Origin of the sequence: Micromonospora lupini str. Lupac 08 (assembly GCF_000297395.2) — a bacterium.
In the GTDB taxonomy this organism is placed as follows: domain Bacteria; phylum Actinomycetota; class Actinomycetes; order Mycobacteriales; family Micromonosporaceae; genus Micromonospora; species Micromonospora lupini.
In genome coordinates this window covers 1,141,662-1,163,365 of the sequence record NZ_HF570108.1, presented here as the reverse complement: position 1 = coordinate 1,163,365, position 21,704 = coordinate 1,141,662, and the positions used below count along the sequence as shown (strand labels likewise).

The 21,704-nt window shown below is 72.0% G+C and carries 16 protein-coding genes and 1 pseudogene; 5 read left to right on the top strand and 12 right to left on the bottom strand.

All coding sequences use genetic code 11. From position 1 onward, the window contains the following. Positions 1–129: 129 nt before the first annotated feature. Positions 130–1,267, top strand: a pseudogene (locus tag MILUP08_RS06665) (IS701 family transposase). A 176-nt stretch (positions 1,268–1,443) separates the two neighbouring features. Here MILUP08_RS06665 and MILUP08_RS06660 read toward each other — a convergent pair. Beyond that, entirely contained in the window at positions 1,444–4,473 is a 3,030-nt protein-coding gene (locus MILUP08_RS06660) for an NACHT domain-containing protein (RefSeq protein WP_007455944.1), read from the bottom strand. A 170-nt stretch (positions 4,474–4,643) separates the two neighbouring features. Between MILUP08_RS06660 and MILUP08_RS06655 the strand changes: the two genes are divergently transcribed. Beyond that, entirely contained in the window at positions 4,644–5,084 is a 441-nt protein-coding gene (locus MILUP08_RS06655; RefSeq protein ID WP_007455942.1) for a VOC family protein, read from the top strand. Positions 5,085–5,192: 108 nt separating this feature from the next. Here the strand turns inward: MILUP08_RS06655 and MILUP08_RS33650 are convergent, their stop codons facing one another. The 7 genes from MILUP08_RS33650 to MILUP08_RS06620 all read right to left on the bottom strand — a co-directional run bounded on the left by MILUP08_RS33650 (position 5,193) and on the right by MILUP08_RS06620 (position 12,212). Continuing rightward, the gene (locus MILUP08_RS33650; protein ID WP_144056873.1) at positions 5,193–6,425 is read right to left on the bottom strand and encodes a hypothetical protein; all 1,233 of its coding nucleotides are present in this window, start codon (positions 6,423–6,425) and stop codon (positions 5,193–5,195) included. Positions 6,426–6,565: 140 nt separating this feature from the next. After that, entirely contained in the window at positions 6,566–7,696 is a 1,131-nt protein-coding gene (locus MILUP08_RS06645; RefSeq protein ID WP_007455938.1) for an epoxide hydrolase family protein, read from the bottom strand. A 221-nt stretch (positions 7,697–7,917) separates the two neighbouring features. Continuing rightward, complete coding sequence (locus MILUP08_RS06640) at positions 7,918–8,298, bottom strand: YciI family protein (RefSeq protein ID WP_007455936.1); 381 nt, start codon at positions 8,296–8,298, stop codon at positions 7,918–7,920. Between the two features lie 32 nt (positions 8,299–8,330). Next, the gene (locus MILUP08_RS06635) at positions 8,331–9,005 is read right to left on the bottom strand and encodes a DUF998 domain-containing protein (protein WP_007455934.1); all 675 of its coding nucleotides are present in this window, start codon (positions 9,003–9,005) and stop codon (positions 8,331–8,333) included. A 116-nt stretch (positions 9,006–9,121) separates the two neighbouring features. Further along, on the bottom strand, positions 9,122–10,396 hold the full coding sequence (locus MILUP08_RS06630) for an RNA polymerase sigma factor (RefSeq protein WP_007455933.1): 1,275 nt from the start codon (positions 10,394–10,396) through the stop codon (positions 9,122–9,124). 87 nt (positions 10,397–10,483) lie between these two features. Then, a complete protein-coding gene (locus tag MILUP08_RS06625; protein WP_007455931.1) occupies positions 10,484–11,017 on the bottom strand; it encodes a WapI family immunity protein in 534 nt (177 codons plus the stop codon). A gap of 46 nt (positions 11,018–11,063) precedes the next feature. Beyond that, positions 11,064–12,212, bottom strand: coding sequence for a hypothetical protein (locus MILUP08_RS06620; RefSeq protein ID WP_007455929.1), 1,149 nt, complete (start codon positions 12,210–12,212; stop codon positions 11,064–11,066). A 244-nt stretch (positions 12,213–12,456) separates the two neighbouring features. On the opposite strand from MILUP08_RS06620, the gene MILUP08_RS06615 reads away from it, so the two are divergent. Together MILUP08_RS06615 and MILUP08_RS06610 are read left to right on the top strand one after the other, a co-directional pair. Further along, positions 12,457–14,010: a gluconokinase gene (locus MILUP08_RS06615; protein ID WP_007455927.1), complete on the top strand. Its 1,554-nt coding sequence runs from the start codon at positions 12,457–12,459 to the stop codon at positions 14,008–14,010. Between the two features lie 244 nt (positions 14,011–14,254). Beyond that, entirely contained in the window at positions 14,255–15,781 is a 1,527-nt protein-coding gene (locus tag MILUP08_RS06610; protein ID WP_193376606.1) for a GntT/GntP/DsdX family permease, read from the top strand. A gap of 9 nt (positions 15,782–15,790) precedes the next feature. Here the strand turns inward: MILUP08_RS06610 and MILUP08_RS06605 are convergent, their stop codons facing one another. After that, positions 15,791–16,075: a putative quinol monooxygenase gene (locus tag MILUP08_RS06605; RefSeq protein ID WP_039905514.1), complete on the bottom strand. Its 285-nt coding sequence runs from the start codon at positions 16,073–16,075 to the stop codon at positions 15,791–15,793. Between the two features lie 158 nt (positions 16,076–16,233). Here MILUP08_RS06605 and MILUP08_RS06600 point away from each other — a divergent pair, with 158 nt between their 5' ends. Next, complete coding sequence (locus MILUP08_RS06600; protein ID WP_007455922.1) at positions 16,234–17,664, top strand: serine hydrolase; 1,431 nt, start codon at positions 16,234–16,236, stop codon at positions 17,662–17,664. Positions 17,665–17,671: 7 nt separating this feature from the next. Here the strand turns inward: MILUP08_RS06600 and MILUP08_RS06595 are convergent, their stop codons facing one another. Genes MILUP08_RS06595 through MILUP08_RS06585 form a run of 3 tightly spaced genes read right to left on the bottom strand, consistent with a single transcriptional unit; the run spans position 17,672 to position 21,579 of the window. Further along, positions 17,672–18,466 (bottom strand): hypothetical protein, encoded by a 795-nt coding sequence (locus MILUP08_RS06595; RefSeq protein ID WP_144056870.1) that lies wholly within the window; start codon positions 18,464–18,466, stop codon positions 17,672–17,674. 54 nt (positions 18,467–18,520) lie between these two features. Further along, positions 18,521–19,279 (bottom strand): MerR family transcriptional regulator, encoded by a 759-nt coding sequence (locus tag MILUP08_RS06590; protein WP_007455917.1) that lies wholly within the window; start codon positions 19,277–19,279, stop codon positions 18,521–18,523. A gap of 50 nt (positions 19,280–19,329) precedes the next feature. Beyond that, on the bottom strand, positions 19,330–21,579 hold the full coding sequence (locus MILUP08_RS06585; protein WP_237747038.1) for a putative bifunctional diguanylate cyclase/phosphodiesterase: 2,250 nt from the start codon (positions 21,577–21,579) through the stop codon (positions 19,330–19,332). Positions 21,580–21,704: the final 125 nt, after the last annotated feature.

Here is a 21,704-nt window from a genome sequence, read left to right as displayed (position 1 = left end):
GTGAGCGTTAACAGAGAAGAGTGTAGATTCGTTGGGTTGATCTGGTCTACCTCTTCGCCGTCGCCACGACCCCTAGTACTGCAACGGCAGTAGGCGAATCGAGTTCGACTCGTGTTCGTTGGTCCGACTGTGACGGATGTTGATGTCGATCGTTGGCATGGAGAGTTGGACCGGCTGCATGCCCGGATCGGGCCCAGGTTTCGGCGGTCGGAGCCGCGGCTGCGGGTCCGTCAGTACCTGTGTGGGCTGGTCTCTGGTCTGGGTCGTAAGAACGGCTGGACCTTGGCTGAGCAGGCCGGGGATGCGTCGCCGGACGGGATGCAAAGGTTGTTGCGGTGGGCGGACTGGGACGTCGACGCGGTCCGCGACGATGTGCGGGACTACGTGGTCGAGCACCTCGGCGACCCGGCCGGAGTGCTGATCGTCGACGACACCGGGTTCCTGAAGAAGGGCACCCGGTCGGCCGGAGTGCAGCGTCAGTATTCCGGCACCGCCGGGCGGACGGAGAACTGCCAGGTCGGTGCGTTCCTGGCCTACCGCTCAGCGAAGGGCCACGCGCTGATCGATCGGCAGCTCTACCTTCCGGCGTCGTGGACCGATGACCGGGACCGGTGCCGGGCCGCGGGGGATCCCGGACGCGGTGCAGTTCGCCACGAAGGTGCAGATGGCCCGGGAGATGCTGGCCCGCGCGTTGGATGCCGGGGTGCCGGTCGGGTGGGTGACGATGGACGAGGCCTACGGGCAGTCGAAATCGTTGCGGGTCTGGTTGGAACACCGGGATGTGGGTTATGTGGTCGCGACCCGCCGCAACGACGACATGATCACCACCACGATGGGCACCTGCCGAGCAGACAAGCTGATCGCCGCTCTGCCGGCCCGGGCGTGGTGCCGGCTGTCCGCCGGCGCGGGCGCCCACGGCCCGCGCGAGTACTGGTGGGCGCGGGTGCCGGTGCGGATCTGCTGGCAACCCGGCCGGGGCCACTGGCTCCTGGCCCGGCGCAGCATGACCACCGGGGAGATCGCCTACTACGTCTGCTACGGACCCCGCCGCACCCGACTGCTCGACCTGGCCCGCATCGCGGGAGCCCGTTGGGCGATCGAGGAGTGTTTCCAGCAGGCCAAGAACGAAGCCGGCCTCGACGAATACCAGGTCCGCGACTGGCGAGCCTGGTACGCCCACATCACCCTGTCCATGGCCGCTCACGCCTGGCTGTCCGTGGCCCGATCCCTTACCGCAAAAGGGGATCCAGTCCCGGCGACGACATGATGATCGGCTACACGGTACCGGAGATCCGAAGACTGCTCACCGCACTCATAGTGCGATCAACCCACCCACCCGAGCACGTCTGGGCCTGGTCGCGATGGCGCCGACGACGCCAACACCAAGCCCGAACCTGCCACTACCGACGACACGGCTACCCCTGACCAACTGCCGTTGCAGTACTAGGCCTCGGCCATCCCCCAGAACCTCGCCACCGGCTCCAACTCGGTGTCGCGCTGCAGGAGCGCGATCGGAAGCGCCTGGAACCGAACCCGGAACTTGCGCTGGCCGCCGGCCTGGATCTGCGCGAGGGTGGCGGCGCCCGACCGCTCAAGGAGCTTGACGAACTCCGGCCACAACCCGTACCTCCTCGTCCATGGCGCGTGGCCGTCCGCGACTGTGTGATCCCGCTCCACGACGAGCGTGTCACCGCGATCCACGATCTTGCCGAGGTAGTAGAGCGCCGCCTCGGCCAACAGGCTGGGCTCGCCCTTCTCCGGTTGGCTCGGTAGGTCGACGCCGAGCAGCCGGAGCGCCGCGGACACCTCGCGGGGCGTGTCGCTGAGCACGCCGGCCGTCACGATCTGGGAGAAGGTCGACGCGACGGCGTCTCTCATGCCGCTGAGATCCGCGCTGCGGGTGCGAACCTCAAGGGTGTCCACCTCGCAGTCCTTCAGGCTGATCTCCCAGGCGGAGGCCGGTGGCATCGACAACTTCTGGAACCGACAACCCTGGAAACGAACGAACTGACAGTTCGTGCCGACAAGATCGAGTGATTCGAACGTGGCGTCCTGGATCGTCTCGTTGCCCAGCCGGCCCGACTGCTCGACGAGGGCGCTCCAGAGGGCGCCGACGTTGGCCCGGAACGCGACGCCTCGTCGCTCGCTGAGCATCCCGGCCTGGCCGTTTGCGGCTCGGAGGGCTTCCAACGTCGCGTCCGGCGCGCGGCGGACGATCCGCTTGACTGTCGCGGTCCGCCACTCGGACAGGCCGAGAGCGCCCACCACCTGCCGGATCTTGCCGTCGGTCATCGAGGCCAGCATGGCGTCGGCGAGGAAGTAGTCGTAGAACAGCTCGTGGGAGAAGGCGAAGCGTCGCTCGTTGCCGGCGGTGGTGACAGCCATGCCGCACAGGGCGGTCAACCGGCGCCGCAGCCCTCGCCGCTGGTCGAGGTCCTCGTTGTCGATGGCCACGGTCGCCGCCAGCTCCAACTCGGCGACGGTCACCAACCGCTCGTGCTCGACCGCCATCAGCTCGGCGACGACCTGGAACAGGTTCCGCAGCTCGTCGACGGATATCAACGGCGGCTGGTCCGCGCCGACCGTCAGCTTCATGGCCTCACGACTGATGTACTGGTCGAGAACGAGATCGGGCAGCTCGTCGCTGATGCCCTTGCCCGGGTGGGCGTCCGGTGCGGGCAGCGGCCGGTACGCCTCCACGTAGACCTTGGCGAAGAACGGCAGTCGCAGCAGGTCGCGGTCCTCGGGCGGTATCTCGTCAAGCGCCTGTGGATCGACGCCGCACTGCCCGAGGAAATCGTGCAGTTGGTCGTCGGTCCACCGCTGCACCAACGCCACCCGGTGGGCCACCGAGAGATCCATGTTCTGGGCGTTGTTCTGCAGGTCGGAGCGGTACTGGCTGAGGTAGTAGGACGAGCGGGCGGACACCACGATGACGCCGCGACCGCCGAGATCAGCGATCCAGGTACGCAGCGAGCTGAGCGCGTCCCCGTAGCCGACGCCACCCCGCAACTCGTCGAAACCGTCGATGAACACCGCCATCAGGCCGTTACGGCACAGCGTCCGCACCGCGTCGTCGTTGACGTTCGGCACGTCGACCACTGCGGATCCGATCGCCTTCTGCAGGTCGTCGAGCCCGGTCGAGCGGACGTACAGGAACAGTGGCGCCTGATCGCTCGTGTGCAGATCGTCCGGCTCTTCCTCGACCGTCCGTGCACGGTTCAGGGTGGTCTTGAGCAGTGCCCGCGTCTTGCCGATCCCGGCCTCGCCGGCGACGAAGTACACCTGGGTCTGGGGCCCCCGGATCTCCAGTCGACGGTCGATGTCGCGCATGAGGTCCGTGAACGGCATGGCGTTGCCGACGCGCTGCGACCCGCCGAGGTCGGTCATCTGGACCGTCGGCTCGATCTGCAGGGTGGTCGGCCGAGACCAACCGAGCAGCGTCTGCTCCTCGTTGAGCATCTGCAGCTCGAGCCCCTGCAGGTACTGACGGACGCGCCTGGCCACTATCGGCCAGTTGGTGATGTGCCGCAGGAACGAGGCGTAGCGGAGCCACTTGTTGCCCTCGGCCAGCCACTGCCGCTCCTCGCCAGGACCGATCCGGAAACTGTCGACGCGCTCCTCGGCGCCGGCCTCCCGCCGCTGCATCCAGAAGAAGGTGACGACGCCCCCCGCCTCGTAGTGATGCAGCTCGTAGTCGGGGTCCCGGAAACCGGCGAGGTCGGTCCGCAAGCCCTCCACGAACACCGCGAACTCGGCGTCCTCCCGCTTGGCCGTCCGCGCGTCATTCATCGCCGCGACCAGATCCTCGTCCCTCCCCGGCACCCGCACGTCACTGCGCCCGGGTCGGATGTAGACGGGTTGCTGGGACGTGTACTGCGCGTACAGACACCAACGGTCGAGGTCGTCGGCACAGATGAACGGCCAGAGCGCCAGCGACCGGTTGGACCACCGGAGCGTGGGCCGACGAAACGACTGGTCGGTCGCCCCCGCCGCCAGGTCGACCGATGCGCCGTCGAGGAAATCGTGGACGGCGGCGGTGATCCCGGACAGTGCTTCCTGGACCTGCTTGGCCAGCTCGTCCCTGGCCGGCCCGGCGGGCATCGGTCCCCCGTGGTTCGCGTGGTTGCGCAACTTCTCCAGGGTGGCGAACTCAGGGCTGCCGCTGCGGTACGCCCGTACGACATCCAACGTCTGCTGGACCAACCCGATCACGTGCGCGTGCTGGGTGCCGGACGTGCTGCCGAGCATCGATCGGGCCGTCCGCAGATAGGCCAGGTAGCCGCCGAACCCGGGGGCCCGTCCGATGTTCACCTGCTGCGGATCCCTGTCGTACATGGCGGCGGCCGTGCACAGCATCGTGAAGCGGAGCGAGAAGTCCAGGGCGGCCAGGTACTCGTAGAGGGTGATCCGGTCGTCGTCGTCAAGGTAGCTGGCGAGAAGCTCGTCGTACTGATCGGATGCACGTGTCACAGGCCCACCCCGGCGTCCGTTCGACAGCTGGACTTGCCCAGTGTGACGAGACCGCAACCGCACGGTAATCAGCCAGACGGGCGGACGCGCCGCCACCTGGACCGAAAGGGCCGACCGGACCGCCCGCCGACGCCTGCACTCCCGTCGGGTGATCGCGTTAGGTTACGAGGATGGAGCAGCGGATCAGCCTGATCACCCTCGGCGTCTCCGACCTGACGCGGGCCAGAGCCTTCTACGAGCAGCTCGGCTGGCGCGGCCAGGAGGTCGAGGAGACGGTCTTCCTCCAGGCCGGCGGCGGCCTGGCCCTCGTCCTGTGGAGCCGCGACAAGCTCGCCGCCGACGCGGGCGTCCCCAACCCGGACACCGGCGGCTTCGGCGGAATCACCCTCGCCCAGAACGTCCGCTCACGCGTGGAGGTCGACGAGGTGATGGCCACCGCGGGCAAGGCCGGCGCCGAGGTGACCCAGCCGGCGCGGGAGACGTTCTACGGCGGCTACGCCGGCTACTTCGCCGACCCGGACGGTCACGTCTGGGAGATCGCCTGGAACCCCGGCCTCACGCTCGGCCCGGACGGCTCCCTCACCCTCCCCGACTTCGGCGCCGCGACCTGACCAACCGCAGCCGCAGCCGCAAGCGACCCGACCACGAGCTGACCCGACCCGACCCGACAACAACCTGACCCGGGCGCGGCAGCAGCGACAGCGACAGCGACAGCGGGATCATGGCCCGGCCGGCGGGCAGAGCAGCCGTTCCACGAGCGGCAGCAGAGGATCCAGGCATGCCGTCAGCAGCGCGGGATCGGGCGTCGCGGTGGGCGACGGTGCGGTCGGCCGGGCGGCCGTCGGCGTCCCGGTGGGCGTCGGCGTCGCGCTTGCCGACGGGGCGGGAGCGCCGGAGGGCGCCGGCGCGCTGGACCGCGTCGGCTCGGCGGACGGCACCGGAGCGGCGGAAGGCATCGGCTCGGCGGCTGGAGCGGTGGCCGGAACAGTGGCCGGGACCGGCGCAGCAGCCACGACGGTGGACGGGACCGGCGCGGCGGGCCGCGGCGGTTCGGCCGTCGCGGGCCGCGCCGGCTCGGCCGGACGGGCGGGCGTGGCCGGGCTCTGCGGTGCCACCAGGACGGCTGACGCCCGCAGTGGGGCGAGCACAGCGGTGGTCCGCACGGGCGCGCTGGTCGCCGCTTCCGCCCGGCGCAGGGGGCCGGCCTGCTGTGGTCCCACGCCGACCGGGCCCAGCGTCGCGAACACCACGGTCGCCACGGTGGCGACGGCGAGGGCCCGGCGGTCGGGGCGTACGGCCGTCAGGGGCGCGTCGGCCGGCGCGACAGGCGGCAGCGGCACCGGCGGGGTCGCCCGGTGCGCGGCAAGCAGGGCGTCGACCTGCGCGGTCACGGCGGCGCGCTTCTCGGTGGCCGCGAGGGTGAGGTAGAACCGGAAGTTCACTGCCGCGCTGGCCGGGACCCGCAGCCCGGCGAGTCGACAGTTGTCGTGCAGCAGGGTGACCGGCACGTCGGGGTGGTGTGCGATGCCGCGCAGGTCCGCGTACCGCCATTCGCGCCGCTGTTCGCGGCCGGCGAAGGCCACGCGGCGGCTGGTCACGACCGCCATGCCACTGTCGACGACCCGCAGGCCCGCCGGCAGGGCCGCGTCGACCGTCTCGGCGAGGGCGCAACCGCCGGGCGTGGGCAGGCCGGCGACGTGCCGGGCCTCCGCCTCGACCAGCTCTGCGACGGGTACGACCCGGAAGACGAGTTCGTCCTCGTCGAGGTCGACGGGGAGGCCGGCGCGGGGCTGCGTACACCCGAGGAACCCGGCGGCTTCGATGCGGAGCCGGACCAGGTGGTCCTGGCGACGCTGCCAGGCGGCGGTGGCGTCGCGGTACGCGCGCCGACGCCTGTCGTTCTCGCGCTCGGCCCAGGCGAGCTGCCAGGAGGAAGGTGCCAGTGCGGTCACGGTCACACGCGGTACAACCGCTCATGTACGTGACAGGGAACGCATTGGGGATCGATGCTCCCCTTTGGTCCCGAAAGGAGAGAATTGACGGACGTCGGCGGCTGCTCCGGTGGAAACCGGAGCAGCCGCCGGGACGAGCACTACGGCCGCAGCGAGGTGAAGAAGTCCCTCAGCTCGGCGGCGAGCAGGTCCGGCTCCTCAAGGGGCATGAAGTGTCCGCCGCGACCCGGTTCGCTCCAGTGCCGGATGTCGGTGCAGGCCCGCTCGGCGATCTCGCGCGGAAAGTTGGCCTGCGAGGGTTCGTGGCTCACCGTGAACGCGGCGGGCACGGTGATCTGAGGACGTGGCGTGTTGTGGTCGAAGTCGGCGTACTGCCGGAACGACGAGCCGATCGTGCCGGTCACCCAGTAGACCGTGATGATCGTGAGCAGGGTGTCGGTGTCGAAACTGTTCGACAGGTCGCCGCGGTTGTCGCTCCAGTCCCGGTACTTGTCGACGAGCCAGGCGGCCAGCCCCGCCGGCGAGTCGGCGAGCGCCGTCGCGAGGGTGTCAGGCCGGGTTCCCATGATGGCGCTGTAGCCGCCGTCGGTCTCGTCGTACGCGGCCTCGGCGTCCAGGTACGCCTGCTCGGCGGGCGACAGCGGACGGGCGTCGAAGCTGGCCGGGAACGGCGGATGGATCATGTGGATGCCGGCCACCTGCTCCGGGTGCAGAGCACCGAGCCAGCCCGTGACCACCCCGCCGACGTCGCCACCGAACGCGCCGTACCGCTGGTAGCCGAGCACGTCGGTCATCAGCTCGTGCAACGTCCGGGCCAGCACCGCCCGGGTCAACGGCTCGTCGGGCAGCTCCGACCAGCCGAAGCCGGGCAGCGAGGGCACCACCACGTCGAACGCGCCGCCGGTGGGGCTGGTGAGCCTGTCGACCAGGGGCAGCATCTCGACGAAGCTGCTTGGCCAGCCGTGGGTGAGGAGCAACGGCGGCGGCGCGGGCACGCCGGCCGGACGGGCCGCGCGGACGTGCAGGAAGTGCAGCTTCCGGCCGCCGACGAGCGCCAGATACTGGGGGTACGCGTTGAGTGCGGCCTCGCGGGCACGCCAGTCGAACCCGTCGTGCCAGTACGACACCAGGTCCCGCAGGTAGTCGGGATCGGTGCCGCCCTGCCACGGTCGGTCGCCGCTGCGGTGGGTGAAGCGGGTACGGGCCAGCCGGGCCCGCAGATCGTCGAGGACCGCATCGGGTACGTCGATGCGGAACGGGGAGACAGACATGGGTCCTCCGATAAGGAGGGCGCTCCCCGACGCGGATGGTCAGCTGTGGGGGACGGCGGAGAGGAGCGCCCAGGAATGACGACGAGTGGTCACCGGGCTCACCTCCTCTCGTGGCTGACGACGATCACCCTACCCATCGCCGGGTGGGGCGTGAACGTCAGGACGGCCCACCCCGGTTCGCGCCGCCGCCCGGGGCGACCCGGACGGCGGCGCGGCGGGGGTCAGACCGAGTGACCGGGCTCGGGGGCCTCGTAGACCCGGCGGATGTCCACCTCCACCTCACCGATCGTCTCGGCGAAGACGTCCACGAACCGTCGCCCCCACTCCACTGCCTCCTCGTGGGAGCGCACGTCCACGAGCGCGAACCCGGCGATCAGTTCCTTGGTCTCGGTGAACGGCCCGTCGGTGACCGTGGTCTTGCCGCCGCTCACGGTGATCCGGGTGGCGTCCGTGACGGTCGGGCAGAGCCCTTCGGCGGCGACCAGGATCCCGGCCTGCGCGACCTCCTTCATGAAACCTTCCATCCGGGCCATGAACTCCGGACTCGGGTTGAACGCTCCGGGCAGGTTCTCGTCGAGCTTGTGCATCATCATGTAGCGCATGGTTCGGTCCTCTCCAGATCGATGAGTGTCGGTCAGCGGGTGATCAGTCGAGCGCAGAGCGCGGTGAGCCAGCCGAAGGTGGGGATGCAGGCGAGCGCCATCCGCACGCTGAGGGTGTCCTGGTCGGGCCAGGCCAGGACGACGACGACGGCCAGCGCGCAGCCGAGCGAGAGTGCCGCCCACAGGCGTTGCCCGTCCCGCCACCACGTGCGGGCGAAGACGAGGCAGGCGATGGGCAGTGAGCCGAAGGCCAGCCCCGCGCCGACGCCGTGGCCGATGGCGTGCCAGCTCACCGTGTCGGGCGTGCCCTCGGGTGCGCCGGCCGGCCAGCCCATGCTCGGGTCGGAGACCAGCACCCCGGCGATGATCAGGCCGAGGCCGTGCACGGCGATCAGCGCGGGCCCCCACGTCCCGCCCGGCTCGCCGCTCAGCGCCCGGCGCAGCCCGACCGCGCCGGCCAGGGCGAGCAGCCCGGTCAGCAGGAAGTTGGCGGTCTGGATCCAGCCCAGGTCGCCGAGAGCGAGCAGGCTGAGCGGCTGCCGGCTCAGGTCGAACCCGTCGCGGGTGAGCACCTGGGCGGCCGCCACCACCCCGAACAGCGGCCCGGCCAGGACTCCCCCGGCCAGCAGCGCCCTGGTCGTCGTACGCCGGGGGTCGGCGCCGGCCACCGCGGACCGTGCGCTCGTCTCGTTCGCCGTCGTCGTCATGTCCTTCTCCTCGTCTCTGCCCGGCCGGTCGCCGGTCCCGCGCGCCGGCGCGAGCCGGCTTTCACAGACGCGTCGAGCGGCGGGCACGGGATACGACATGACTGTCGAAGAATTTCTCAGCGGGTCGGCGCGACGCCGCGGGCACAGTCGGCGGCACGGGCGAACAGCAGCGCCCGCTCACGTTCGTTGCCGGTGAGGTGGGCCGCCCGGTCGAACTCGACGCGCGCCTCGTCGTAGCGGCCCAGCTTCGCCAGCAGGTCCCCGAGCACACTGGACAGCAGGTGGTAGCCGGCCAGCGCCGGTTCGTCGGCAAGCGCCCGCGCCAGGTCCAGGCCGGCGGCGGGGCCGTCGGCGAAGGACACCGCGACGGCCCGGTTCAGCTCCACGACCGGCGACGGTACGACCCGGGCCAGCTCCGCGTACCCGGCTGCGATCCGCGCCCAGTCCGTCTCCTGCGGTGTACGCGCCCGCGCGTGGCAGGCGGCGATCTCCGCCTGGAGCGTGTACGGACCGGCGGGGATGTCGGCCGCTCGGGCCTGGTCGAGGGCGGCCAGACCTCGGCGGATCAACAGTTGGTCCCACCGTCCGCGGTCCTGCTCCAGGAGCAGGATCGGCTCTCCCTCGGGGTCGATCCTCGCCGCGGTGCGGGACGCCTGGATCTCCAGCAGCGCGGCGAGCCCGTGCACCTCCGGTTCCGCGGGCATCAGCCCCTGGAGGACGCGGGCCAGGCGCAGCGCCTCCGCGCAGAGGGCCGGGCGCATCCAGTCGTCGCCGGCGGTCGCCGAGTAACCCTCGTTGAAGATCAGGTAGATCACCTCCAGCACGGACGCGAGCCGTTCGCCGCGCTCCTCGACGCTCGGCACCTCGAACGGCACCCCCGCATCGGCGAGGGTCTTCTTGGCTCGGGTGATCCGCTGCGCGACAGTGGTCTCCGGCACCAGGAACGCGCGGGCGATCTCGTCGGTCTTCAGCCCGCCGAGCATCCGCAGGGTCAGTGCCGCCCGCGCCTGCGGCGACAACACCGGATGGCAGGCGGTGAACACCAGCCGCAGGAGGTCGTCGTCGATCCGCTCCTCGAAGGCGGCGTCGAAGTCGGGGAGGAACTGCTCGTCGCCGAGATCTCGCCCGAGGTCGGCGACCCGTCGTTCCAGCAGGGTCCGGCGGCGCAGCGCGTCGATCGCCCGTCGCTTGCCGACGGTGGTGAGCCAGGCGCCCGGGTTGGCCGGTACCCCGTCGCGCGGCCACTGTTCCAGTGCGGCGACCAACGCGTCCTGGGCCAACTCCTCGGCCCAGCCCACGTCACGAACCACGCCGGCCAGGGCCGCGATCACCCGCCCGGCCTCGATCCGCCACACCGCCTCGACGGTGCGGTGCACCTGCTCGTTCCCCATGACCGCCCATCACAGCAGGCCCGCCCGGTGGGGACAAGGAACACCGCACCACCGGGCGGCAGCCCGCCCGGCGGTGGCGCGGCGGTGTCACCCGGCGCGCCTGTGGCGCCGCAGTGGACCGTCGGCCGGGAAGCGCGACCGGGTACGCGGCGGGTACGCCTCGCAGTGCCCGGCCCACTGGTCGGCGGCTGCGGCGAGGGCGTCCGCGGAGACGGTGAGAATCAGCGGGTAGACGGCGGTCGCCGGTCGGCGCATCCACGGGGGCAGCGACTCGGCGGAGAACTCGACTGTCAGCTCCAGCCGGCGACGGCGGATCGCCCGGGTGCGCAGGACCAGGTTGGGTTCGGTGAAGCGGACCATCGCCGGCGGCGGGGTCGGCCCGCTGGCCGCCGTCGCCTGGCCGTGCAGCCAACTGCCCAGCGCGCGGGCCTCCTCGACCAGCAGGCTCGGATAGTGGTGCGACCAGGTCTGGCCGTCGGCGGTGCGGGCGTCCACCTCGATGAACAGCCAGTCCTGCCAGCCCGGCGCGGCCCGCTCGGGATCGTCGGGCGGGTCGATGCCGGGCTGGTAACCGACCGGGCGGATCCGCACCCGGGCACCATCGTCGGACCGGATCTCCACCCGATCATTCTCGCCGACCGAAGCGGACAATAACTCCCAAACCAGGTTACTGAGAGATGGTCCGCCGGACGCCCCGATGGTCGGCGCACGCACCCGCCCGGCCACCGGTCAGGCTGACCGAGCCGTCCCGGCACTGCACCAGATAGCCCCGGCCCGCCCAGAACTGCGGCACGCAGTCGAACCAGTCGCAGACCTCGGCCGCCGGCTTGCGGATCCGGGTTCCGCCGCAGAAGTCGTACCCCAGGGGATTTTCCGGCGCGCCGCAGCGCGGCCCGGTGGTCGCGGTGGACGACGGGCGCGGCGCGGACGTCCGCTTCGGCGCGGTGGTGCGCGCGGGCGCCGGGACCGCCGGGCGCAGCAGCGCGGGAGGCGCACCGGGCGGCGACCCCGGCGTGGCCGCCGCCGCGACCTCCGCGCCGCCGGTCGGATCCGACGGGTTCGAGTCGAACAGCGCCGCCGGCACCAGCAGGGCGATGCCCGCCGCCACCGCTATGGTCCGGCGACCACCGGGAACGAACGAGGACAGCCGGGCCTGCGCCGGCGTGGCCACCGCCGGCCGGAACGGCTTGAGCTGGTCGTGCTCCGCGATCAGCTCGTCGAGCTGGGCGAGCACCGCGGCGCGCTGCTCGATCGCGTCGGCGAAGGCAAGCGTCAGCTTGAACCGGAAGTCCGCCGCCGCGTCGGTGGGCAGCAACAACCCGGAGGCACGCCGCCGGTCCAGCACCTGGATCAGGGTCACCGGCGCCGCCGGGTCGTGGGCCAGGCCGGTCATCCGGCCGTACGCCCAGTCGCGCCGGCCGCGTCCGCCGAGCAGGACCAGGCGACGGCTGGTGATGACGGCCATGCCGGCGTCGGTGACGCGTACGCCGTCGGGCCGGCGTGGGCGCAGCGGCGCGGCCGACGCGGCGACCGTCAGGTCCGGCGCGGGCAGCACCGTCGTGTGTCGCACCTCGACCAGTTGCGCGGCGGGCAGGGCCCACAGCACGACCTCGTCGTCGACCAGCTCGAGTGGGAGGCCCGCGCCGGCCGCCGCGGAACCCTCAAAGTCGGCGGCCAGGGCGCGCAGCCGCCGTAACTCGTCGTCGCGTCGCCGCCAGGCCGTCTCGGCGCCGCGGTACGTGCTGACCCGCCGCACGTTCTGCCGCTGCGCCCAGCGGTATCGCCATGTGGAACCCGTCGATTCAGTCCTTGCCACGCCGACTCCTTCGCCGCGCAGGCCACCAATCCGGGGTGCACTCGGATTAACAGCCGTGACGGCAGGCCGGGACACGCCAGGACGGGCGAACTACCCGAACGGCGGAGCAACCGGGACGATAGGTCGATACTGCTGCGTCGATTCACCTTCCGTCGTGTCGTGCGGGGCGGTCGCTGTCTCGGTAACGTCAGCCGCAGCCGGGTGGCGACGCCGCCGCACCGCCCGTACGGAGGGGGTGAGGGTCATGCCGCCAGACACCCTGCCCGGTGTGGTCGTCGGGGTCGACATCGGCACCACAAGCACCAAGGCCATGGCGTACGACACCGACGGGCGGCTGCTCGCCAGCCACTCCGCCGGCTACCCCCTCGACGACCCGCTTCCCGGGTACGCCGAGCAGGACCCGGAGCTGATCCTCGCCGCCGTCGTCGAGTCGATCCGGGCCGTGGTGACCGACCTGACCGTTCCGGTGTCCGGCCTGGCCTTCTGCTCCGCCATGCACAGCCTCATCGGCCTCGACGCGGCCGGCGACCCGCTCACGCCCTCGGTGACCTGGGCCGACTCCCGGGCCACCCGCCAGGCCGAGCGGCTGCGGGCGGTGCCGTCCGGGCTGGCCCTGCACCGGCGCACCGGGACGCCCATGCACCCGATGTCGCCGCTGCCCAAGCTGCTCTGGTTCGCCGAGCAGGAGCCGAAGCTCTTCGAGCGCGTCGCGCACTGGGTCGGCATCAAGGAATGGGTGCTGCTGCGACTCTGCGAGGCGCTGGTCACCGACCACTCGATCGCCTCGGCCACCGGCCTGCTTGACATCCACACCCTCCGGTGGGACACCGAGGCGCTGACCATCGCCGGCATCACCGAGGAGCAGTTGCCCCACCTGGTCGCCACGACTGCCGTCCTGCCCGGCCTCACCCCGCAGGCCGCCACCGCCCTCGGCCTGCCGCAGCGCACCCCCGTGGTGGTCGGCGCCGGTGACGGGCCGCTTGCCAACCTGGGCCTGGGCGCGGTACACCCCGGCATGGTGGCCTGCTCGATCGGCACCAGCGGCGCCATGCGGGTCATGGTCGAACGCCCCGGCGTCGACCCGCTGGGCGGGGTGTTCTGCTACGCGCTGACCGAGGACCGCTGGGCGGTCGGCGGCGCGATCAACAACGGCGGCATCGTCCTCAAGTGGGCGGGTGCGGCGCTCGCGCCGGAGTTGGGCGAGCACCCCGAGGAGGAGCTGGTCGCCCTCGCCGCCCGCGCGCCGGTCGGCTCGGGCGGGCTCATCATGCTGCCGTACCTGCACAGCGAACGCGCTCCACACTGGAGCGCCCTGCCCCGCGGCGCGTACGTCGGGCTGACCCACGGGCACCGCCGCGAACACCTCGTCCGGGCCGCGATGGAGGGGGTGTGCCAACAGCTCGCGCTGGTGCTCACCTCGGTGCGCGCCGCCGGCAACGAGGTCCGCGAGATCCGCGCCGGTGGCGGTTTCGCCCGCAGCGGCCTGTGGCGACAGATGCTCGCCGACGTGCTCGGCATGCCGGTGAGCTTCCCGGCCGGCCGCGAAGGGTCGAGCTTCGGCGCCGCACTGCTCGGGATGCAGGCGCTGGGCCTGATCCCCAGCATCGACGTGGCCGCCGACCTGGTCCGCATCGAGGAGGTCATCCGCCCCGACCCGGCCGCCGCCGCCACGTACGCGTCACTGCTGCCCCTCTTCGCCGAGCTGTACGACGCGCTGGTGCCCACCTTCACCTCGATGCGTCGGCTGGCGCCCGGCCTACCGGCCGAGCCGACCACCCCCGCAGGACCACCGATGTAGGCCCTTCGGCCGGCCCCGCCCAGGGCCGACCCCCGTCCCGAAGGTCGTGATCGCCGTGCTCCCACCCCTCGCCCTCGCCGACCCGCTGACCTCCCTCGCCACGCCGGCCTCGCTCGCGGCGCCGGCCTGGCTCACCGCGCCGGCTTCGTTCGCCGCGCCGGCTTCGTTCGCCGCGCCGGCATCGCTCGCGGCGCCGGCCGAGCCGGTCACCACCGCTGGCGACGGTCAACTCGTCGTCGCCGCGCTGCTCGGCATCGTCGCCGTGGTGCTGCTGATCGCCTGGGCCAAGGTGCACCCGTTCCTGTCGCTGATCCTCGGCGCGGCGGTGCTCGGCGTGGTCGCAAGCGTCGCGCCCGACAAGATGATCACTTCGTTCACCGGTGGCGTCGGCACCACTGTCGGCGGCGTCGGGCTGCTGATCGCGCTGGGGGCCATGATCGGCGGCCTGCTCGCCGAGTCCGGTGGCGCGGACGGCATCGTCACCCGGGTCGTCGGCCGGGTGTCCGGCAGAGCGCTGCCCTGGGCGATGGCCGGGGTGGCGGGGCTGATCGGCCTGCCGCTCTTCTTCGAGGTCGGCGTGGTGCTGCTGGTGCCGATCGTGCTGCTCGTCTCGATGCGCACCGACGTACCGCTGATGAAGATCGGCATCCCCGCGCTGGCCGGCCTGTCGGTGCTGCACGGCCTCGTGCCACCCCACCCGGGGCCGCTGGTGGCGATCTCGTCACTCAACGCCGATCTGGGCCTGACGCTCGGACTGGGCCTGTTGGTGGCGATCCCCACGGTGATCATCTCGGGGCCGGTCTTCGGCAATTTCATCGCCCGGTACGTCCCGGCGACCGCACCGGCCGCGCTGCTGCCCACCCGCCGCCAGCCCACCGCACCGGCAGGCAGCACCGCCCCGGCGGGCAGCACCGCACCGGCGGGCAGCACCGCACCGGCGGGCAGCACCGCACCGGCAGGCAGCGCCCAAGCGGCGGGCTCGGCCGGGACTACCGACCGCCGCGATGTGGACGGTGACCTGCTCGCCGACGACGACCTGGTCAACCCGGGCGGCGGTCGACCGGGCGAGCCGGTGGACGACAGCGGCACGGAGACCTCCCGGCGTACCCCGGCGTTCTGGCCCGCGGTGATCACCGTGCTGCTGCCGGTGGTGCTGATGCTGCTGCGCGCGATCGGCGAGCTGGCGCTGGACGAGGGCACGGCGGGCCGCAAGACGCTGGACATCGTCGGCACGCCCATCGTGGCGCTGCTCGCCGGGGTGATCCTGGCGATGTTCACCCTCGGCTACCAGGCCGGATTCAGCCGGTCCCAGGTCTCCTCGGTGCTCGGCGGTTCGCTGCCCCCGATCGCCGGCATCCTGCTGATCGTGGCGGCCGGCGGCGGGTTCAAGCAGGTGCTTGTGGACGCCGGGGTCGGCAACCTGGTCGCCGACGCCGCGAAGGACGCGAACCTCTCCCCGCTGCTGCTGGGCTGGCTGGTCGCGGTCGGCATCCGGGTGGCCACCGGCTCGGCGACGGTCGCCACCATCACGGCGGCGGGCATCGTGGCACCGCTCGCCGCGACCCTGGACCGGCCGGGGGTGGCCCTGCTGGCGCTTGCCATCGGCTGCGGGTCGCTGTTCTTCTCGCACGTCAACGACGCCGGGTTCTGGCTGGTCAAGGAGTACTTCGGCCTGACGGTCGGACAGACCATCAAGAGCTGGTCGGTGATGGAGACGCTCATCTCCGTGATCGGCTTCGCCGGCGTGCTCCTGCTCGACCTGGTGGTGTAGCGGGCCGGGTCAGGCCGCCTCGACGCTGGAGATCAGATAGCGGTGCACGTCGGCGTCGAGGATGGCCGCCGTCTGGGCGTCGCTCGGCCCGGCCCCGCGGAACGCCGCCAACTGCTCCGGGGACTCCCACCGTTCGAAGATGTGGATGCGGTCCGGGTCGAGCGGGTCCGCCGCGAGCAGGAAGTCGAGACAGCCGGCCGCGGCGCGGGCCTGTTCGATGGTCTCGCGGCAGCCGGAGAGGTAGTCGTCTCGGGCACCCGGCTCGACGCGCAGACTGCCGGCAATGATCAACATGAGTGCCTCCCCCGGGGCGGGGTATCGCTGATGCGCGAGATACCACAGGGTCATATTTATACCTGTGAGGTATGCCGATCGCGGGGACATCGGGTCCCGGACGGGTGACGCCGGTCCCGCCAGCCCCATCCACCTCCCCCGCTTCTTATCGTGCGAACGTGAGAAAAAGCGACAAGAAGTGCTCATCTTCCCTTTTCGCGCCGCGCCCCCACGTACCCCTCAGGTGGCTGGCGGCGGCGGTCGCGCTTGTCGTCGTCGCCACGACGGGGCCGGCCACCGCCGACGGCCCCGGCCCGGCAGCCGGACCGGACCACCAGACCACGCCGGGGTACGGAGCCGAGCCGGCCGACGACGGGCCAGCCGACGACGGGCCGGCAGGTAACGACGGGCCGGCCGACGACGGGCCGGTGGACGGGGATGGGCGCAGCGACGAGCCGGGCGTGGAGCCCGCGCCGGAGCGGGCGCCGACAAGCGAGGTGTCCTGGCTGTCGTTTCCCGGCGGAGTGTTCGCGGTGGACTCGCTCGGGCACACCGTGCGGTACCGGGCCTGCGACGGCGACACCGGCCGGGTAGCCGATCCGGGCATGCGGGTCGCCGCCGGGGTGGCCAGTGGGGCGGTCGTCGTCGGCGGGACCGCCTACCGCTATCGGGTGCCGCTGGTCGGGCGCAGCGAGGGCACGCTGGAGGTGATCCAGCGGCACCGCCCGCCGACGACGCTTACCGGCGTGGTGGTCACCAGCCCGCAGCCGCCCACCGATCCGGTCGAGGGCGCCCGGCTGTTCCCGCTCAGCGGGCAGCTCGCCCGGGTGGTCGCCGACGCCACAGTCAACCCGTCGGGGGCCACCGTCCGCGACCTGTCCGGCCGGTACGGCGACCAGCAGATCTCGGTCAACGGCGCCCTGCGCCCCAAGGCCGCCAGCGTCATCAAACTGTGGATCCTGGTGGAGTTGCTCCGGCGGGTCGACTGTGGACAGGTCTCGCTCGACGACGGTGTGCTCGTCACTCCGGCCGACGTGGTCGGCGGCACGGGTCAACTCCAGTTCGAGACGTTCCCGCAGGTGGTCACGCTGTACCGACTCGCCCGGTACCTGATCAAATACAGCGACAACGTCGCGGCCAACGTGCTGATCACCTACCTGGGCGGGTTCGCTCCGGTCAACGCGCTCATCGACTCGATGAACCAGCGGTCCACCATCCTGGCCCGTCGGATGCTCGACAGCGCGGCGGCGCAGCGCGGCGAGGAGAACTACACCAGCCCGGACGACGTGGTGTCGCTGCTCGGCACGGTCTGGGACGGCGAGATCCTCACCCCGGACTCCCGCGACCTGATGATCGGCTTCATGCGGGAGCAGACCCTGAACACCAAGATCCCGGCGGCGCTGCCACCCGGCGTTCCGGTGGCCCACAAGACCGGCGACCTGCCGGACGCCTCCCACGACGTCGGCTACTACCTGATCCCCGGCACCGAGACCGCCGTCGCGTTCCTCACCGCCGGACCGATGGCGACCGGCGACGAGACCGTGCGCCGGATGGCCCGGACCGTCTACGACTTCCTGGTCACCCCGACCGGCGGTGCGGTCGAGGAGTGAACCGGCGTCAGGCGCCGGGGATGTTCGCCGGCGGGTCCTCCCCGACCAGGTCGGCCGCCGGCGGGTCGGCCGCCACCGACAGCCCGAAATCCGAGTACGTGAGGTCGAGCTGGGCGGTCTTCGCCTGCTCGGTGGCCAGCTCGATCCGGTACCGGACCAGTCGACCCTGCTCGTCCACGCTGGCGGTGAACGGCACCGTCGCGGCCCGGTCGCCGAGCACCCCACCGATCCCGCCGCCCAGCACCTTGGCGCTGTCGCGCAGGTCAAGCGTGCCCGCGTACTCCCGGGCGCCGGTCTGGCGCACGGCGGCCGGCGCGGTAAGCGTGCTGGCCAGCCGGGTGTTGTCCAGGCCCTTGTTGTTGACGGGGCTGCCCGGCGCGCCGACGTGCCACCAGGTCTTGCCGTCCCAGACCGGGATCCGGCGGTCCGGGGCGCTGACCCGCACGTAGACGTCCGGACCGGTGGTCAGCCGCTCGATCTTCACCTCGCCGTTGGGGACCTTGAGCGAGGTGGTCTCCGTGCCGCGCCGCGCCTTCGGGTCCCACACCAGGACCGTGGTGTCCCCCTCGGCGGTCCCGCCGCTGCCCACTGTCAGCCGGTACGGCTGCTCGTCGACCTTCGCGGCGGCGGCGACAAGCATGGCGGCCGGATCGGTCGGCGCGGCGCCGGTGGGGGCTGTCGACGTGGCGGCCGCCGGGCGGTCCGCGTCCGGCTCGTCACCGGCGGCTACCAGGGCCCACACGCCGGCCGCGACCGCCACGACGAGGACAGCGCCGGCGGCGACCAGCTTGGGCTTCTGCACGGTCATCTCCCCCTGAGCGGTGCGGTCCGGCCAGACTAGCCGGACCGCACCGGGTCACGCGCGGCTGATCGCGTTGGCGTGGATCGCCTCGTTCAGGTACGCGGCCAGGCCGGGTGCGATGTTCTCGTAGTACGCGGTGAACCGCTCGTCAGCCATGTACATGTCGGCCAACCCGGTCTGCACCTCGTACGAGCACTCGTAGAACCAGCGGCTGATGAGCTGCCGGTGCTCCTCGGCCAGCTCCATCGCCTCCGGGCTGTCCGCCGGTGCGCCCGAGGCCATTGACGCGACGATCCGCCGGCCCCAGTCCTCGTTCTCCGCCTTGATCCGCAGCCAGTCGTCCTTGGTGTAGCGGGACGCCCGCCGGTTCGACTCCCGGTACGCGTCGGTGTCGCCCCAGCGCTGCTCCGCCTCGGCCTCGTACTGCTCCGGCTTGAAGTCACCGAAGACCTCGAACCGCTCTTCCGGGGTGAGTTGGATGTTCAACTTGCTCGCCTCCATCGCGAACTCGATCGCCGCGACCATCTCCTGCAACCGCTTGAGCCGTCCCGTCAGCAGTTCGTGCTGGCGGCGCAGGTGCGCCGCCGGGTCGGCCGCCGGGTCGTCGATGATGGCGGCGATCTCCTCAAGCGGGAAACCCAGCTCCCGGTAGTACAGGACGAGCTGCAGCCGTTGCAGGTCCGCGTCGTCGTAGCGGCGGTAACCGGCCGGGGTCCGTCCGCTCGGCGAGAGCAGACCGATCTCGTCGTAGTGGTGCAACGTCCGGATCGTCACGCCAGCCAGCTTCGCCACCTGACCCACCGTGTACGCCATGGTTCCCCTCCCTTCCGGGAACCAGGCTCCCGCCTGCCGTTACGTCAGGGTCAAGCCCGATTCTGACCCACCGTGGCGGGGCTGTCCGGACGCCCGTACAGATAGCCCTGGCCGCGTGGGCAGCCGATCGCGGTGACCGCCTCGTGCTGGCGTTCGGTCTCCACGCCCTCGGCGATCACCGCCAGGTCGAACGCGCCGGCCAGCCGGGTGACCATCTCCACCGTCGCGTACGCCCGGTCGTCCGTGCCCAGGCGCGCCACGAACGACCGGTCGATCTTCAACTCGGTGGCCGGGATGCGGTGCAGGTAGCTCAACGACGAGTAGCCCGTGCCGAAGTCGTCGATGGCGATCTGGATGCCCAGCTCCCGAAGCTGGTGCAGGCGTTCCAGCACCGCGTCGGTCCCCTCGATCAACGCCGACTCGGTCAGCTCCAACGTCAACGCCCGCGGCGCCAGCCCGGCGCTGGCGGTGGCCGCCGTGACCGTGGCGATCAGGTCGGGCCGGCGCAGGTGCGCCGCGGCGATGTTCACCGCGACCGTCGCCTCCGGCGCGCGCGACCGCCAGGTCGCCGCCGCCCGGCACGCCTCGTGGATCACCCAGCGGTCGATCGGGATGATCAACCCGGTCTCCTCGGCCAGCGGCAGGAACTTCGCCGGCGGCAGCGTCCCGAGCCGCGGGTGCCGCCAGCGCACCAGCGCCTCGGCGCTGCGGACCGCACCGCTGGCCAGGTCGACGATGGGCTGGAACTCCAGGTGCAGCTCCTCCTCGTCGACGGCCCGGCGCAGGTCGGCGATCAGCTCCGCCCGGGACACGGCCGACTCGCGCAGCCCCGGGGTGCACGTCCGGTACGCGGACTTGCCGGCCGCCTTCGCCGCGTACATGGCGATGTCCGCGTCGCGCAGGAGGTCGGTGTGCGAGGCGTGCTGCGGCCCGTACTCGGCGATACCGATGCTCGCCGACGGGTGCACGCCCACGTCCTCCTCGCCGTCGGAGGGCCGCAGGGCGTCCAGCAGCCGTTCGGCCAGCCGTTCCGGGGACACCGGCCCGTCCCGCTCGACGAGCACCGCGAACTCGTCCCCGCCGAGCCGGGCGATGGTGCCGTCGCCGGCCACCGCCGTCCGCATCCGGGCCGCCAACCCGGTCAGCAGGGTGTCGCCGGTGGCGTGCCCGAACCGGTCGTTCACCTGCTTGAACCCGTCGAGGTCGAGCAGCAGGACGGCCACCGGACGACCGTCGCGCAGAGCCAGGCGCAGCAGTCGGTTGAACAGCAGCCGATTCGGCAGACCGGTGAGCTGGTCGCCGTACGCGAGCCGGCGCAGTCGCGCCACCAGGTGCAGGTTCTCGTTGGCGGCCAGCCCCTGACGCACGGCGAGGGCAGCGAGCAACGCCATCATGGTCACGAAGACCAGCGGCGGGGTCTGGCCGGTGGGCCGGCGGGCCAGCAGCACCGCGATGATCGCCCCGCCGACCGGCAGGTACGGCAGCGCCACCCGCCACCACGGCGGCAGCGGCGACTCCGCGGTCTCGTCGGTGCCGTCGCAGTCCGGCGGCGGCGGGTTCCCGGAGGCCAGGCCGATCAGCAGGTAGCTCAGCGGCCAGCACAGGTCGATGGGGTGACCGGCGGCGTAGTCGGCACGGGCGACAAGCGAGACGTAGACGACGTCGGCGGCCACCCGGATGGTGAGGCTCACCGCGAGCATGCTCATCGGCCGCCACAGTGGTCGCGCCGGCCCGGCAACCGCCACCAGGATGGTGAGCTGCATCAGGTCGAACATCGGATAGAGCAGCCCCAGCGTGCGCGCCGGGTCGGCCAGCTCGGCGGCGGTGACCCCACGGAACACCAGCACCCACCCGATCGGCACCAGGGCCAGCCCGACGATCACGCCGTCGAGCAGCGTCCGTGCGCGCCCCACCCCGGACCGTGGCCCGGACGGCGAGCTGAGCAGCGCGGCGGTGCCGGTGAGGATGCCGGCGGTGAAGACCACGCCGACCAGCGGGGTGTGCGGCAGGCCGCCGCCGACCAGCCGCTGCGCCGTCCAGATCGCCCGACCCAGCGCGGCGAGCGCCATGGTCACGGCGAGCAGCTTCCAGAACCGGCGCAGCGGGGCCGGATGTCGGCGGGCCACGCCGGCGCAGGCCACTGTCGCCCAGCCGGCCACCAGCAGCGCGCCCACGTCACTGACCAGCGCGGCACCGGGCAGCGCGGCGAACAGCCAGAACGCCTCCACGACCAGGACCGCGCCGACGACGAACAGCCCGACCCGGCTCAGCCGGGCCGGCGCGACGCCGCGGGGCAGCACGCGGTCCGCCTTCTCGCCGTCTGGCCGGCCGACGCTTGCTGGCCCGCCCTCTGGCTGCTCGGCGGCCGGCATCCCAGGGTCCGGCGTCAGGGGGGCTGGTTCGACGGGCGTCGGCGGCCCGCCGG